The 15,859-nt window shown below is 39.4% G+C and carries 14 protein-coding genes; 6 read left to right on the top strand and 8 right to left on the bottom strand.

Translation table 11 applies throughout. The features are described from left to right. Positions 1–251 precede the first annotated feature (251 nt). Complete coding sequence (locus F993_RS16235) at positions 252–1,436, bottom strand: trypsin-like peptidase domain-containing protein (protein ID WP_004652714.1); 1,185 nt, start codon at positions 1,434–1,436, stop codon at positions 252–254. Positions 1,437–1,624: 188 nt separating this feature from the next. Here F993_RS16235 and F993_RS16240 point away from each other — a divergent pair, with 188 nt between their 5' ends. From F993_RS16240 to F993_RS16250, 3 genes are all read left to right on the top strand, one after another. Next, entirely contained in the window at positions 1,625–2,383 is a 759-nt protein-coding gene (locus tag F993_RS16240) for a Nif3-like dinuclear metal center hexameric protein (RefSeq protein WP_004652713.1), read from the top strand. A 345-nt stretch (positions 2,384–2,728) separates the two neighbouring features. Further along, complete coding sequence (locus tag F993_RS16245; RefSeq protein WP_004652712.1) at positions 2,729–3,352, top strand: superoxide dismutase; 624 nt, start codon at positions 2,729–2,731, stop codon at positions 3,350–3,352. Positions 3,353–3,578: 226 nt separating this feature from the next. After that, the gene (locus tag F993_RS16250) at positions 3,579–4,205 is read left to right on the top strand and encodes a superoxide dismutase (RefSeq protein ID WP_004652711.1); all 627 of its coding nucleotides are present in this window, start codon (positions 3,579–3,581) and stop codon (positions 4,203–4,205) included. 316 nt (positions 4,206–4,521) lie between these two features. Here F993_RS16250 and F993_RS16255 read toward each other — a convergent pair whose 3' ends face one another. Continuing rightward, entirely contained in the window at positions 4,522–6,126 is a 1,605-nt protein-coding gene (locus F993_RS16255; RefSeq protein WP_004652709.1) for an isocitrate lyase, read from the bottom strand. Positions 6,127–6,656: 530 nt separating this feature from the next. On the opposite strand from F993_RS16255, the gene F993_RS16260 reads away from it, so the two are divergent. Further along, positions 6,657–7,658 carry a LysR family transcriptional regulator gene (locus F993_RS16260; RefSeq protein WP_004652708.1) on the top strand — a complete coding sequence of 334 codons (1,002 nt, stop codon included), beginning with the start codon at positions 6,657–6,659 and terminating at the stop codon, positions 7,656–7,658. Positions 7,659–7,859: 201 nt separating this feature from the next. Beyond that, complete coding sequence (locus tag F993_RS16265) at positions 7,860–9,188, top strand: polyamine export protein PaeA (protein WP_004652707.1); 1,329 nt, start codon at positions 7,860–7,862, stop codon at positions 9,186–9,188. Positions 9,189–9,227: 39 nt separating this feature from the next. Here F993_RS16265 and F993_RS16270 read toward each other — a convergent pair whose 3' ends face one another. Both F993_RS16270 and F993_RS16275 read right to left on the bottom strand, forming a co-directional pair. Next, positions 9,228–9,491, bottom strand: a complete 264-nt coding sequence (locus F993_RS16270; RefSeq protein ID WP_004652706.1) for a ribosomal protein L7/L12 — start codon at positions 9,489–9,491, stop codon at positions 9,228–9,230. A 63-nt stretch (positions 9,492–9,554) separates the two neighbouring features. Further along, a complete protein-coding gene (locus F993_RS16275; protein ID WP_004652705.1) occupies positions 9,555–10,070 on the bottom strand; it encodes a hypothetical protein in 516 nt (171 codons plus the stop codon). A gap of 215 nt (positions 10,071–10,285) precedes the next feature. On the opposite strand from F993_RS16275, the gene F993_RS16280 reads away from it, so the two are divergent. After that, complete coding sequence (locus F993_RS16280; RefSeq protein ID WP_004652703.1) at positions 10,286–10,834, top strand: DUF2239 family protein; 549 nt, start codon at positions 10,286–10,288, stop codon at positions 10,832–10,834. 48 nt (positions 10,835–10,882) lie between these two features. On the opposite strand, the gene F993_RS16285 is transcribed toward F993_RS16280, so the two are convergent. From F993_RS16285 to F993_RS16300, 4 genes are all read right to left on the bottom strand, one after another. Continuing rightward, entirely contained in the window at positions 10,883–11,239 is a 357-nt protein-coding gene (locus F993_RS16285) for a hypothetical protein (protein ID WP_004652702.1), read from the bottom strand. Positions 11,240–11,330: 91 nt separating this feature from the next. Next, on the bottom strand, positions 11,331–12,944 hold the full coding sequence (gene cysN / locus F993_RS16290) for a sulfate adenylyltransferase subunit CysN (RefSeq protein ID WP_004652701.1): 1,614 nt from the start codon (positions 12,942–12,944) through the stop codon (positions 11,331–11,333). An 83-nt stretch (positions 12,945–13,027) separates the two neighbouring features. After that, the gene (gene cysD / locus F993_RS16295) at positions 13,028–13,936 is read right to left on the bottom strand and encodes a sulfate adenylyltransferase subunit CysD (RefSeq protein ID WP_004652700.1); all 909 of its coding nucleotides are present in this window, start codon (positions 13,934–13,936) and stop codon (positions 13,028–13,030) included. A 324-nt stretch (positions 13,937–14,260) separates the two neighbouring features. Next, positions 14,261–15,718, bottom strand: a complete 1,458-nt coding sequence (locus F993_RS16300) for a capsule assembly Wzi family protein (RefSeq protein WP_004652698.1) — start codon at positions 15,716–15,718, stop codon at positions 14,261–14,263. Positions 15,719–15,859 lie beyond the last annotated feature (141 nt).

Below are 15,859 nucleotides of genomic sequence, written 5' to 3'. Positions count from 1 at the left end.
AACCCCTGATTTATTTGAATACTTCAATCAAGCATTTTGTGCACATTGAAGCAGATAGCTCGTGTTTTATCTCTGTCATATAAACATCAAAGCGCTGTCATCAAACCATCAAATTTCGATGCTTTAATAAAAAATAAAAAAGTCGATAAAATGCAAAAAGCGTGTTGATCAGTCGGTCAACACGCTTTTTTTATGACTTGAAATAAACAAAGGCTGCTCATTGGCAGCCCTTATTTATCATCAAAGCGACGTTACTGTTGACGCTTAGGCAATGGAATATATTGCGATTGTGCATTCTGCTGCACTTTACGCTCTCCAACTTTAACCTGTAGCGTTTGTTGCTTGCCTTCACGCTCAATTACCACATCAATTAAACTTTCTGGTGCTTGCAATGCAACATAATTAATCAAATGCGATGCTGAAGAGATCTGCTCATTATTTACTTGAATAATCTTATCACCACGTTTAATACCTGCAGAATCAGATGGTCCGCCACGTAAGACATCTGCAACAGTGACACCAATCGGTTTAGCGGTCAAAACATCTTCATCAAGATTATTTGGAATTAAACTAATCCCTAACCAACCACGTACCACACGCCCATCTTTCAAGATTGAATTAAGGACTTGCTGACAAACCTGGGCAGGAATCGCAAAACCAATCCCAAGTGAACCACCCGATTGCGAGAAGATGGCCGTATTGACCCCAATCAAATTACCCGCAACATCAATCAATGCTCCACCCGAGTTACCTGGGTTAATCGCAGCATCGGTTTGAATAAAGTCTTCATAGGTATTGATACCCAAATCCGAACGTCCAGTTGCGGAGATAATCCCCTGTGTTACAGTTTGACCAACGCCAAATGGGTTACCAATCGCAAGCACAACATCACCTACTTCATTGCCACTCAATTTAAATGGCAACACCGGTAATTTGTCCAATTCAATTTTGATTACCGCCAAATCGGTGTCCGGGTCAGTGCCAATCACAGTCGCTTCAGCACGGCGCCCATCTTGTAAAGCCACGACAATATGTTCAGCCTGCGCAATCACATGATTATTCGTTAAAATATAACCATCCGCACGTACAATTACGCCTGAACCCAAACTGTTTTCGTTTTGAGGTTGCTGCGGCATTTGATTGCCAAAAAACTCTCGAAACACAGGATCATTCAACAAGGGATGATTCATCTGTTTCACTTTTTGCGTGGTAAAAATATTGACCACAGCAGGCGCTGCTACTTTGACCGCAGCACTATACGAAACCACCCCACCCGTACGCGTGGTATCAATCAGTGGTTCAACCTTTTCTGCGGGCATTTTCACCCCATCAGCAGCCACCGTTGGCTTCGGTTGATGTGATTTCTGCCAAGCCAGAAAACTAAAAATAACAAGAATGAGTAATACCCAAGGTAACCATGTAAATGCACGGCGCACGTCTATTATCCTCTAGGCGAAATTATGTGATGAACGTAATTTATTGAAGAACTGGAAGTTTCCACTATTGTAAAGTAAATTGCTTAAAATCAATGCAAAAGTTAAAAAAGTTTTGTCTAGCTTTAGTTACATTTAAAAATATGTTCTTATTGTTACCGAGAAAAGATGTAAAACATTTGAGGAATCACATGGCAAATTTGCATGACATTGTGCAATGGTGTAATCAGACTTTAAAAGCCAATGAATTTAAAGACTACGCTCCAAACGGCTTACAAATCGAAGGCAAGCCCGAAGTCAATAAAATTGTATGTGCTGTGACTGCATCTGAAGATGCAATTGATGCTGCAATTGCCCAACAAGCCGATGCCTTACTTGTTCATCATGGCTATTTCTGGAAAGGTGAACCCTACCCAATTACAGGCATGCGTGGCAACCGTATCAAGAAACTGATTCAAAATAATATTTCCCTGATAGCCTATCATTTACCTTTGGATGCACATCCAACTTTCGGCAATAACGTCGCTATTGCCGATTTGATCGGTCTAAAAGATTTGGAAGCTTTGGATCCAAGTGAAAAGCATCCAATTGGCAACATTGCCTATTTAGACGATTCGCTGAGCCCTGAACAATTTAAAGCAAAGTTACAGAGCATTTTTGACTTTAATATAATTCATCTGCCGAGTGATAAAACGCTAATCAAAAAAGTAGGCTTCTGCACAGGTGGTGCTCAAGACTTTATCCCCAAAGCAGCTCAAGCAGATTGTGATGCTTATATTTCTGGTGAAGTCAGCGAACGTACGTTCTATGAGGCAAAAGAACTTGGGGTACATTATTTCGCCTGTGGTCACCATGCCACTGAACGTTATGGTGTGCAGCGTTTGGCACAAGCCATTGCCAAACAATTTTCAATCGAAACTGAGTATTTTGAACTCAACAACCCGATTTAACCCGACCCAATGTTGAATGGAGTGAAGTTCGTTCACTCCTTCCCTTTATATTTCAACTCAAGGTTTAAACCAATAGCTGTGTAACTTGAGTGATTGAAATAATCAGGTATTTCTCAGTGCAATACCACTGCTACTTTAAATAAGATAAGAATCAAATACTTAATCGTATTTCTCAGCCAACTCAATACCTAATAAAAGCAATGATAAATAAAATTTATTTTTTATCCCTTTTTATATAGATAAAAGCAAATTAAAAGATATTGATTCTCATTTACTTTTAAATAAATAATGAAGGCGCTTTAATTTATGCCAATAAAATCATTTTGATTAAAAGGAATCAAACACATGGCTTATTCTTTACCAGCGCTTCCTTATGCTTACGATGCACTTGAACCCAATATTGATACCAAAACAATGGAAATTCACCATAGCAAACATCATCAGACTTACATCAATAATATCAATGGTGCAATTGAAGGGACAGAATGGGAAAAACTCCCTGTAGAAGAATTGGTTGCCAAAGTGAATGAAGTTCCAGCAGACCTTAAAAATATGGTGATCAATAATGGTGGCGGACACGCCAATCATTCACTGTTTTGGTCGATCATGAGCCCACAAGGCGGTGGAGAACCTACTGGAGCGGTTGCAGAAGCAATTGATCAACAACTGGGTGGTTTTGATGCTTTCAAAGATGCATTTACCAAAGCAGCGATTAGTCGTTTTGGCAGTGGTTGGGCATGGCTGAGCGTCACGCCTAAACATAAATTAGTGGTCGAAAGTAGTGGCAACCAAGACTCACCCTTGATGCATGGCAATACACCTATTTTAGGTCTAGATGTATGGGAACATGCCTACTATTTAAAATATCAAAACCGTCGTCCTGAATATATTGCTGCCTTTTATAATGTTATCGATTGGGATGAAGTGAATCGTCGTTATCATGATGCTTTACAAGCCAGAGCCTCGTAATTTTCATAGCCGCTGAACTTAGGTCAGCATCTCGCTAAAAACAGGTTAGAGTCTTTTGCAACGTTCACTAAACGAGCTAAAAACTCTAATCATTGTTGTATCGTATATGTCTCATAACGAAATTTTTTGCATATTTTGTGTATTAAAAGACTGCCCTATTGTCTATAGAATCATTTACAATAAAGGCACTTAATGTAAAACCCAGCAAATTTGCAAGGAATGAAACATGACAACCATTACTTTACCTGCACTTCCATATGGCTATGATGATTTAGCGCCACACATCACTCGCGAAACTTTAGAATACCATCACGATAAACACCACAATACTTATGTTGTTAACTTAAACAACTTAATCAAAGGTACTGACCTTGAAGGTAAAACTTTAGAAGAAATCATCAAAGCATCTGCTGGCGATGCATCTAAAGCAGGTATCTTTAACAATGCTGCGCAAGTATGGAACCACACGTTCTACTGGAACAGCATGAAACCAAATGGTGGAGGTAAACCTACAGGCGCTATTGCAGCGAAAATTGAAGAAGCTTTTGGTAGCTACGAAAAGTTTGCAGAAGAATTCACTGCTGCTGCAACAACTCAATTCGGTTCAGGTTGGGCTTGGTTAGTGGCTGATGAAGTAAACGGTAAATTATCGATTACTAAAACTGCCAATGCAGACACTCCACTTGCACATGGCCAAGTTGCAGTATTAACTATCGACGTATGGGAACACGCTTACTACATCGACTTCCGTAACTTACGTCCTAAATACATCGCGACTTTCTTAGAAAGCCTAGTAAACTGGGACTATGCAAATGCAAAACTTGCAGGTCAACCAGCGGGTGTTGAGAAATAATTTATTATTTCCCAAACTAAAAAAACTGCTCTTTATGAGCAGTTTTTTTATGTCTATATTTTGATGGAACCATTCAACTCAGCCATTCAATTCACTTGCTCTTTTTAAATAAAGTCTCTTTTACATCGTCCTTAGATTAATAAAGATAAACCTACTCTCATTGAACAAACTCTTTCAATAGAAAACGTCTGATCACTAATAATCAGAAAGACCATAATTAGTTTTCTTGAAACAAAGATTCAGTCTTGAGCATTTATTTTAAAACAACAAAAAAAAACCCTGCTTTCGCAGGGTTTCTCTTGAATCAGTTCAGTGCTTAGTGAGCAGCGAATTGGTTCATTGTGTTTTTAGCATCATCGTGTGCTTTAAGAGCGTTGTCACCAGAGAAGATTTCTTTGTGATCATCACCGATGTCAGAACCCGCCATTGCTTGGTGTTTAACACAAGCGATACCACCACGGATTTCTTTACGTTGTACGCCAGCAACATAAGCCAACATACCTTCAGTACCGAAGTAACCTTGTGCAAGCTCATGAGTAGAAAGAGCAGCAGTGTGGTAAGTTGGAAGAGTAATCAAGTGATGGAACACACCTGCTTCACGAGCAGCATCTGCTTGGAATGTACGGATCTTAGCATCTGCATCAGCAGCTAATTCAGTCGCATCGTACTCAGCGCTCATTAACTTAGCACGGTCGTAAGCAGAAACGTCTTTACCTTCAGCAACCCAACGGTCGTAAGCTTGTTGACGGAAGTTTAAAGTCCAGTTGAATGATGGGCTGTTGTTATAAACAAGCTTCGCATTTGGAACTGTTTCACGTACACGGTTAACCATGTGAGCGATTTCTTCTACGTTTGGAGTCGCAGTTTCGATCCAAAGAAGGTCAGCACCATTTTGAAGGCTAGATACACAGTCAAGTACAACACGGTCAATTTGAGTGTCAGCACGGAACTGATACAAGCCAGAAGCTAAACGCTTAGGACGGTGTAATTTACCATCACGCTTGATTAGGATTTCATCTTCTTGCGCATCAGCGATGTCGATTTCAGTTGTATCTAAGTAGCTGATGTATTGAGAAGCGATGTCACCTGGCTCTTTAACCACTGGGATTTTTTGAGTCAAGTCAGCGCCTTCAGAGTCAGTACGCGCAACGATGATACCATCATCAAGACCCATTTCTAAGAATGCATAACGTAATGCATGGATTTTAGCGATGAAATCTTCGTGTGGAACAGTTACTTTACCAGCTTGGTGACCACATTGTTTCGCATCAGAAACTTGGTTTTCGATTTGAAGTGCACAAGCACCCGCTTCGATCATTTTCTTAGCAAGCAAGTATGTTGCTTCTTCGTTACCGAAACCAGCATCGATGTCCGCAATAATTGGCACAACGTGAGTTTCAAAGTTGTCGATTTGAGCAGTGATTTCAGCAGCTTTAGCCGTATCGCCCGCTTCGTTTGCTTTTTTAAGTGCGCGGAATAAATCGTTTAATTCTTTTGCATCAGCTTGACGTAAGAAAGTGTAGATTTCTTCGATCAATGCAGGAACAGATGTTTTTTCATGCATAGATTGGTCAGGAAGTGGACCAAATTCTGAACGAAGTGCAGCAACCATCCAACCAGAAAGGTAGATATAACGACGTTCAGTAGTACCAAAGTATTTTTTATTCGCGATCATTTTTTGTTGCGCGATAAAACCGTGCCAGCAACCTAATGATTGAGTATATTTGCTAGAATCAGCATCATAAGCAGCCATATCACGACGCATAATCGCAGCTGTATATTTAGCAATGTCTAAACCAGTTTTGAAACGGTTTTGCAATTGCATACGAGCAGCATCTTCAGGACTAATATCTGCCCAAGTGTTGCCAAATTTTGCTTTTAATTCGCGGATTGCATCAATCGCTGTTTGATATGTAGTCATGATATATTCCTTTGAGGATTGGCATCGAATGAGGGCTAGGAAATCCTGATTTTAGTTAGTCTAGATTTCAAGCGCCCCATCAACATGTCTCAAAGCTTAGTCTTTGGCAAGCGATTTATCCAATATTCTGGCTTAATCTTCAGTATTTTCTAAAAAAATATATGTATAAACATTTTTCAAAAAGGCAAAAAATTACACTTAAGACAATGTTTTTATTATATTTTCAAAATACAACAACAAGTTTAACAAACCAATTCCAGTACTATTTTCTAGACTCTCCAGTTCATAAAACTCTGGATTTTGAAGATTCAAAACCTAAAAAAATCCAATTTTTTTCTGCGCTTTTGTCTAATCTACAGCAAGTAAAATCCCCACAAGTAATTCGCTAAATTAAATAAATCAACAGAATGTGCCAAGTTACTGTACACATAACGCTACTGTCGCTTTTATGTAGGATTAAGTTACACAAATTGCTTTAGATATGTCATAATTCAAGACAATTTAAGGATTTTATTTTCGGTATTTTTTTTATGAATCTGGAGCGGGTCGATCTCAATTTATTAATTTATCTTGATGTACTTCTTCGTGAAAAAAATGTCACCCGTGCAGCAGAACAACTGGGTGTTACCCAACCTGCAATGAGTAATATTTTACGTCGTTTACGTAATTTGTTTAATGATCCCCTACTCATTCGCTCTTCTGAAGGCATGACGCCAACTGAACGTGCATTAGAATTACAACCTCGTATTCGAGATGCATTGTCAGACCTTTCAATGATTCTTGAACCTCGTACCGAATTCCGTCCTTATACCAGTAACCGCGTGTTCCGGATTATGACATCCGATTATGCTGAAGCGACCCTTGTACCACGTTTAGTGAAGGCACTACGTTCCGAAGCACCCAATGTAGTTTTGGACTTCTTAACGCCAAGTGATGTGTCTTATCGCGATATGGAACAAGGTAAAGTTGATTTAGCGATTAACCGTTTCAATGAAATCCCACAAAGCTTCCACCAAGTTCTAGTTTGGCGTGATAGCTTTAGCTGTATTTTAAATGACAAACACCCTGCAGTTACTCACCTCAATTTAAAAAGTTATTTAGATGCACAGCATATTTGGGTGTCTAAAACAGGTATGGGTGTGGGCTTTGGTGTCAATCCAGAAAAACAAGCTGGATTAGGCTGGATTGATCAGGCATTGGAACGTATTGGCCAACGCCGTAAAATTTCAGTCTTTACCCGCCATTATCAAATGCCGGCATTATTAGCGCAGAATGTAGATTTAATCGCAACCTTACCAACCCGTATGGCGCGTTTACAAACCCAAAATCCACGACTGGTTATAAAGGATCCTCCTTTTTATATTCCAGAGTTTGAATTAAAAATGGCTTGGTGTCCGTTATTACATCATCATCCTGCACATCGTTGGCTCAGACAATTAATCCTGTTTGTTGCTCGCCAAATGATTGAGGAAGAAAATCGTGAGTATTTGTTGAATAATGGCAATTCACAATTACCACACAGCTTTTTTTAACTAAGCAGATTAATAAGATGAAATTTCAGCCATATCTTAGGTGTGGCTGATTGTTTTAATAATAATATCAATAAAAACTTATTTCTTTTACTTATTGATAGATTATATTCTCTTACAGAATAAGCGAGTGAAATAATGCGTAACAAACAATTATTTGCATAAGCGAACTTATAGGCTGTGTCCTATCAACATAGGTGATGTATGGATATTTTCCAAAGCATGATGATTCTAGTCCTTCTAGTCGCATGTTCATTCTTTTTATCCTTATCTGAAATCGCGATTGCTGGATCACGAAAACTCAAACTCAAACTCATCGCTGAAAGCGGTGAGGAAAGAGCAAATAAAGTGATTGAGTTACAAGAAAACTCAGCAGATTTTTTTGCCTCAACTCAAGTCGGCGTCAATGCAGTCGCGATCTTGGGTGGTATTGTCGGTGAATCATCATTGCGCCCCTACTTCCACAATTTGGCAACGGAACTTTATCCAGGGCCATGGGCAGATACCATCGGATTCAGCTTATCTTTTTTAACCGTCACGTCCCTATTTATTTTATTTGCTGATTTAATGCCAAAACGCTTGGCCATGATCTTTCCAGAAAAATTAGCAATTAAAGTCATCAATCCAATTATCATCTTTATTAAAATCTGCCGGCCTTTAGCATGGGTCATTAATATCATTGCCAATTCAATTTTTAGAATTTTTAAAATTGATACCAAACGCGATGACAGTATGACCTTTGATGATATTTCTGCCATCGTAAATGCCGGTGCACAAGCCGGTGTTTTACAAAAACAAGAACATCATTTCATCGAAAATGTATTTGAGCTTGAGGAACGTACTGTTCCATCCAGTATGACAGCACGAGAAAATATTGTTTATTTCACTTTGGATGAAGCTGAAAAAAGTATTCGCCAAAAACTGGCTGATCACCCTTATTCAAAATTTTTAGTGTGTAGCGAGCATATTGACCAAGTGATTGGCTATGTCGATGCCAAAGATATTCTGGTTCGTATTTTACATAACCAATCTTTTACCCAACTCAATGAATCGATTATTCGTAATGTGCTGATTATTCCTGACACATTGACCCTGTCAGAACTACTTGATCGTTTCCGCTCCACCAAAGAGAAGTTTGCAGTAGTGATCAATGAATACGCTTTGGTTGTAGGGGTAATTACGCTGAGTGACATTATGATCACGGTCATGGGCGATTGGGTCACGCCAATGGATGAGGAACAACAGATTATTAAGCGTGATAATCATTCTTGGCTGATTGATGGCAGCACACCAATTGAAGATGTGAAACATGCCTTAGCCATTGAAGAATTTCCAGATAATGAAAATTACGAAACAATTGCTGGTTTTATTATGTATCGTCTACGCAAAATTCCGCGCCCTGCCGATGCGGTAGAATATGCTGGTTTCAAATTTGAAGTTGTGGACATCGACCACTATAAAATTGACCAATTGCTAGTCACACAAATTACCCCTAGTCTAGAAAATGACACATCTGTGGCTCAAGAAGACTAAGCTAAATAGCTCATAAAAAAAGCCCAATCATGGGCTTTTTTATTTCATCATGAACCAGATCACGGCAGCAAAGATCAGGAGCATCAAAATAAAGACTTTAATACCACCGCGACTACGCTGTGCCAATTGTTCTTGAATCTGTGCCTGCTCTTGTGGATGATCTTGCAAATACTGATCAATTAAATCTTTAGATTCCTTAAGGCCTAGACCTGTTTTTTCCCGCGTGATCTTAATTGCATCAATCAATTGCCCTGCTCTGAGTACATTGAGTGCTTCTGGCGGAATCTTCGGTGCTAAAGTCATAAAATTAACAATCCTTGTTATTTTCTATTGAAAACCGCATCAGGGCAGGATGTTTAAAATCCCTTAATTTCCACCATACAATGAAATTAACTCGTCAAGTACGGCTTGATAATGAATACTGATATCTTCTGAAAGAATTTTATAGGCATTATCAAACTGAACCATCGGCCAACCTTCTTTCCAGAATGGGAAAATATTATGCAAATCGTGCGTTACAGTCGCATCTTCACGGCCAATGGCTTGTGCAACTTGAGCCAAGACCTGAGCCGTTTCAGCACCGTCAATTGCAAGATAATCAATACCACGCACTTTTAGAATACGGATACGGTCTTTTTTATAACGGATTTTTTTGGCCTGGCCTGCGTTCAAGCCTAATGCTAATGTCACTGCTTCTACAAACTTCTCTTCGAAGCTTGTACTGAGTGCGACCAAAGCTTGTTTATGTGCTTCTTGACGCCCAGCTTTCCCCCCATTACGGATCATCTCATTTGCTTCCGTATCCAGCTTATCTTTTTTCATAGACTGTAAAATGTCTAAAATTTCGATATCGCTTAAAGATTCAGGAGATTGCTCAATCATGGGAGTCCTAATACACAAAAATAAAAAAAACATTGTCTCATAAAAGCCTATTCAAAACAGAATAAAAATTCAAAATGCTTGGTGATCTTCATTATTTTTATCTCCTCATTCAGACAAGCAATATGAATAACATCAGACTTTACTTGCTTGCTGAGTTGCTAATTTATTTTTACCCTGATAATATCATTTTACCCAGATAAAAATATGCGATTAGAATGAATATTCAAACGACCTATACTGCATTCAGTGGCAATAGCTTGATTGCAAATGGCACTCCTGCTGATCTTGCCTTGAAGATTAAGCGTATTCCTCAGATAACGGAAAATATTTTGTTCTTTAACGATCAAACTGGTCAACAAATTGATCTCGACCTTTCCGGTTCTGACCACGAAATTCAACAGCGTTATAGTGAGCCTGAACCAACCAAAAAAGTTGGGCGACCAAAACTTGGCGTTATTTCTCGTGAAATTACTTTACAGAAAAAACATTGGGATTGGTTAGATCAACAAAGTGCCAGTGCATCAGCAGTGATTCGAAAATTGATTGATAAAGCGCTGAATGATCCTACATCTGAAAGTAATATCATGCTTGCCAAGCAAGCGACTGACCGCTTTATGTCGGCCATGTTGGGCAATATGCCGAATTACGAAGAAGCAACCCGTGCTTTGTATCAAGGTGATCGGCAAGTCTTTTTGAAGATGATTCAAGATTACCCTAAAGATATAAGAGAATATTTAATTCAAAAAACCCAAAATATTTTTTAATTTTTTGATTGTTCCGCCTCCTTGATAGGTGGAACAATCTGACATAATCTATAAATTATCTTCATCATTTATTATAGATGTCATTTTCATATCAATATTTTTATAATCAACTCCCTGCAAACAACTTAGACATCTCTGTTTCAATTCATTAATCATTTGCTGTTGCATTCCCTCTCCACCATCAAAGCTAGATAAAGCATCAATCTCATCAAAACATGCGATTACATATTTCAGATCGTCAGAAATTATTGTGGATTTTAAGACTTCATTAGAAAAGCTCGGCCTTGCTAAAGACCATATTCCAGCTTCAGGAGAAATAATACCCTGTTGCATTCCCTCTAAAACTCCCAGAGCTAGTGAAGCGATATAGAATTCAGCATTTTTATTTAGAGTTTCAAGTTTCATTTATTAGAAATATAGTTATATAAAAATATCGTGTATACACGATACAACAAAAAACCCGCTTAAGCGGGTTTTTCCAAATCAATTCTGTCTATTAAAGACGAACCAATTCCACCACTTTTTCAGCAGCTTCTTCAACCGTTTCAGCAGCAATCTCGGTATCTGTACCTTCAACAGTCGTCGTGATAATTACAACACCTGTTTCACGCAACAATACAATTTGCTCAGCCGTTAAATTTGCTTTCGCAATCGCAACTACACCCTGTTGAATCAGCAAGCTTTCTAAAGCTTGAGCTTTCTCAACCAATGATGCTGACACGCCAATCACCGCAGGTTTTTGACCTAAACGTGCCGCACGATCTTCCGCAGTCACAGGATTGCTATGCGCTGTCCATTCAACAGCAGCTTCAACCATACCCGCACCAACTGTTACGTTGCTTAGACGGTCAATAAAGATAAATGAACCTGTGTAACGGCTATCTTGGTATTGATCAAACACGACTGGCGCATCAAACTCAACGACAACATCCGCAATTGCATTCAACTCAAGCTCTTCAACCTGAGTATGCTCTAATGTGTTGACATTGACACGGAAGTTAATTGCAGTGACTTTAGCAGGCACTGTCTGCGTACCAATTTTGACGTTGTACAGCTTGCCTTTCACCAACGGATGTTCATTCATCCAGACTACTGATGCACGCACACTACGTGAAATCAATGGTTGCTCGCCTGCACGTACTAATACGTTACCACGAGAAATATCAATTTCATCATTTAAGGTTAAAGTCACGGCTTGACCAGCAACAGCTTGTTCAAGGTTGCCATCAAATGTGACGATTTCTTTCACCGTTGATTTTTTGCCAGATGGCAAAGCTACAATTTCATCGCCGACGTTGATTTCACCCAAGGCAATCGTACCCGCGAAACCACGGAAATCGAGGTTTGGACGATTCACATATTGAACTGGGAAACGGAATTCATGTTTATTTGATTCGCGTTTAATTTCCACAGATTCAAGAATGCTCATCAAGGTTTGACCCTCGTACCACGGCGTGCTTGCAGATGGATTCACCACGTTATCGCCATTCAGTGCCGAGATTGGTACGAACACAATATTTTCAGGACGACGATCACCGAGTTGGCTCACGAAAGCATCATATTCAACTTGGATTTCATTGAAACGTGCTTCTGAGAATTCAACCAAGTCCATCTTATTAATCGCAACAACGATATTTTTAATACCCAATAAGCTTGCGATAAATGAATGGCGACGAGTTTGGGTTTGCACACCATAACGTGCATCGATCAGGATAATCGCAAGGTCAGCAGTGGATGCACCAGTCGCCATGTTACGCGTATATTGTTCATGCCCTGGGGTATCCGCAATGATGAACTTACGCTTTTCGGTAGAGAAATAACGATAAGCCACATCGATGGTAATACCCTGCTCACGCTCAGCCTGTAAACCATCAACCAATAATGCAAGGTCAGGTGCATCACCCGTTGTTCCGACTTTCTTACTGTCACGGGTCACCGCTTGCAATTGATCTTCATAAATCAATTTTGAATCATAAAGTAAGCGACCAATTAAGGTACTTTTACCATCATCGACGTTACCGCAGGTCAAAAAGCGTAATAAATCTTTTTGTTCATGCTGTTTTAAATATCCCAAGATGTCTTGGCTAATAAGATCTGATTGATGAGACATTGCTCAAAACTCCACATATTCTTTTGAAATCGCTTTTAATCTCCCTAAATCCCTCTTTAAAAAGAGGAACTTGCTTAAGGAAATTAGAAATAACCCTCTTGCTTTTTCTTTTCCATCGAGCCCGCCTCATCATGGTCAATCATACGACCTTGACGCTCTGAGCTGGTGGCTAAAAGCATTTCTTGGATAATTTCAGGCAACGTATCTGCTTCAGACTCAACTGCACCTGTTAATGGATAACAGCCAAGTGTACGGAAACGTACCGATTTCATTTGTGGAACTTCACCCTCTTTTAAACGCATACGTTCATCATCCACCATGATCAACGTACCACTACGTTCAACCACTGGACGAACTGCAGAGAAATAAAGCGGAACGATTTGAATATTTTCTAAGTAGATATATTGCCAAATGTCCAACTCAGTCCAGTTCGACAATGGGAATACGCGAATACTTTCGCCTTTGTTCACTTTACCGTTATAAAGATTCCAAAGTTCTGGGCGTTGGTTCTTAGGATCCCAACGATGCTTATTATCACGGAAAGAATAGACACGTTCTTTGGCACGCGACTTTTCTTCGTCACGGCGCGCACCACCAAAAGCAGCATCGAACTGGTACTTATCCAAGGCTTGTTTTAAACCTTGGGTTTTCATGATGTCGGTATATTTTGAACTACCGTGATCAAACGGGTTAATGCCAGCATCGCGCCCTTCAACATTTTGATGTACGATCAAATCAAAGCCGTGCGTTTTCGCCATGTTGTCACGAAAAGCAATCATGTCTTTAAACTTCCAACCCGTATCTACATGCAGTAACGGGAATGGGAGTTTTGCTGGATAGAAGGCTTTTAATGCCAGATGCAACATTACCGCTGAATCTTTACCAATCGAGTAAAGCATCACAGGGTTTTCAAATTCAGCTGCAACTTCACGAATAATATGAATACTTTCTGCCTCAAGTTGCTTGAGGTGAGTCAATCTATTTTCAGTCATGTACAATTTCCTCCTTATCCATGCTATCCATAAAATCTATAAGCGGTACTAAACCACCACTTTGAAGACTGTGTGGAGGAACGAGTGCCATAACAACTCCAATTTTTCATGATATCGATATTCTTACTTGCAGCAGGATATACTACTGAGTAAAGGTTATTCATTATAATAATTTAGATTCAGTTCTTTAGCTTGTTTTTTCATATCAATATGCAAAATTATGATATGAAAATAATATTCTGGAATATCAATACAACCTATTTCACATAAATAAAACACAAAAAAAGAAGCCGAAAGGCTTCTTTTCCAATCACTTAGCTTCTGTTAGAAACCAAACATTTTACGTTCTAATGGAATTTCAACCCCTACTGAAACACCACCGTCATTTCCGTTTAAATCAGAGTCGCTCACCCAACCATTCACTTTTAAAGGAATTGTCGGTTTCAAATAATGCGTCCAAGTCAAATCAAGACCTTTTACGGTATCTTGTTTTGGAAATGCAGCATTAATAGCCAAGTTTGATTGGTTCACTTTGGCATAAATTGCACGACCACTTAAACGATTCATCACGTCAAAACGAATATCACCACCGACCGAGTACATTTGACTATCCCCGCCAATTGCATGACCTAATGAAAAACCATGTTGGTAATAACCATCTGTATATTGATGATGGCTATATGAAACGCCTTTTACCTCACCATTGGTACGGGTATCCGCCCACTCAGCATAAAGTTGATAAGGCATATTTTTATAGCTTGATGAAAAATCTGCGCCAGCAAGATAAAGGTACTTCGCCGGTAATCCACCCGCTTCATCTTCACCAACAAATTGAGTATATAAACTTACTGGTACGTTCAGCACAGGCTGCAGCAATAAACGTCCATCAAAACCAGCAATTTGGTTAGATGCATTGTCATCTCCTACACAGCCACTATCATCACAACCATTGTCTTTACCAATCATTGCATTCCAATAAGCCTTAAAGCTATTCGGCTGGCCTTTGCCCCCAATTTGAATTGCTCGAGAAGCGCCAAGTTCCAAATAAGGTAAAGGCTGAGCAGTAAAACGCAGCCCAATCAATTTTGTGTCTGGTACAGCTTTATAGTCATCTAATTGCCCAGCAAAGGCTTGGTACTGCCATGGACCAATCCAAGACAACCATTTGGTCTCAAATGCATTTTGAACAGCGCGCTGAACAGTGACACCATAAACAGGACGACTCGCATCACCACGGATCAAACTGCCATCATGGCCTGGTCCCCAGTAGGTCGGAATCTGACCCGCAATTACCCATTGATTCCAGAGTTTTCCTGCTAGATAAGAACCTTCAACATTGGCATCGTGTCCATTGTCAATTAATGGATCCTTTTCCCCATTGACACGCAGTTTGGCATCCCAATTCTCACCACCTGCATTAAATTCCGCAGCAATTTGATATTGTGATTTTTGATTATCACCAAATGTTTGAGGAACAGTTTTAAGATCAGAACCCGCATGTAAACCAATTTTAACCGTTTCATTGTCTGCTTTTAATGCATTAACAACTGAATTCACCACCTTTTGCTGAGCATTATTGCTCACTTTAGCTTGAGATAGGGCACGTTGAATTTCGTCCCCACTGATTGGCCAAGTCGATGTACTGATTTGTATAACACCTTGTTGATTCAGCCAGTTAAGATCTGTTCGCAGGTTTGCATCATTTAAAATAAGACCTTGTGCAAATGTTGCAGATGAAAGCGAAGCAAATAATGCGACATAAAGCGATTTTTTTAGAAACATGTCTCAACTGTTCTCAAATTTATTTATGTGCACATGATCGTTTTTTTACGATCTCTTTTCAATCATCAAATGCAATAATTATTTTTTAATGATGAAAATAAAAAAAGCCACTTCATTGAAGTGGCTTTTGAATAAACGGTA

The sequence above is a fragment of the Acinetobacter proteolyticus genome, from assembly GCF_000367945.1.
Taxonomy (GTDB): domain Bacteria; phylum Pseudomonadota; class Gammaproteobacteria; order Pseudomonadales; family Moraxellaceae; genus Acinetobacter; species Acinetobacter proteolyticus.
Note: the sequence above shows the minus strand (reverse complement) of the source record. Positions and strands in the feature narration are given on the sequence as shown.

Bases quoted from the DNA above. Each gene is read 5' to 3' on its own strand.
- F993_RS16240 (WP_004652713.1), top strand. From the start codon at position 1,625: ATGGCAAATTTGCATGACATTGTGCAATGGTGTAATCAGACTTTAAAA.
- F993_RS16245 (WP_004652712.1), top strand. From the start codon at position 2,729: ATGGCTTATTCTTTACCAGCGCTTCCTTATGCTTACGATGCACTTGAA.
- F993_RS16250 (WP_004652711.1), top strand. From the start codon at position 3,579: ATGACAACCATTACTTTACCTGCACTTCCATATGGCTATGATGATTTA.
- F993_RS16255 (WP_004652709.1), bottom strand. From the start codon at position 6,126: ATGACTACATATCAAACAGCGATTGATGCAATCCGCGAATTAAAAGCA.
- F993_RS16260 (WP_004652708.1), top strand. From the start codon at position 6,657: ATGAATCTGGAGCGGGTCGATCTCAATTTATTAATTTATCTTGATGTA.
- F993_RS16265 (WP_004652707.1), top strand. From the start codon at position 7,860: ATGGATATTTTCCAAAGCATGATGATTCTAGTCCTTCTAGTCGCATGT.
- F993_RS16270 (WP_004652706.1), bottom strand. From the start codon at position 9,491: ATGACTTTAGCACCGAAGATTCCGCCAGAAGCACTCAATGTACTCAGA.
- F993_RS16275 (WP_004652705.1), bottom strand. From the start codon at position 10,070: ATGATTGAGCAATCTCCTGAATCTTTAAGCGATATCGAAATTTTAGAC.
- F993_RS16280 (WP_004652703.1), top strand. From the start codon at position 10,286: ATGAATATTCAAACGACCTATACTGCATTCAGTGGCAATAGCTTGATT.
- F993_RS16285 (WP_004652702.1), bottom strand. From the start codon at position 11,239: ATGAAACTTGAAACTCTAAATAAAAATGCTGAATTCTATATCGCTTCA.
- cysN (WP_004652701.1), bottom strand. From the start codon at position 12,944: ATGTCTCATCAATCAGATCTTATTAGCCAAGACATCTTGGGATATTTA.
- cysD (WP_004652700.1), bottom strand. From the start codon at position 13,936: ATGACTGAAAATAGATTGACTCACCTCAAGCAACTTGAGGCAGAAAGT.
- F993_RS16300 (WP_004652698.1), bottom strand. From the start codon at position 15,718: ATGTTTCTAAAAAAATCGCTTTATGTCGCATTATTTGCTTCGCTTTCA.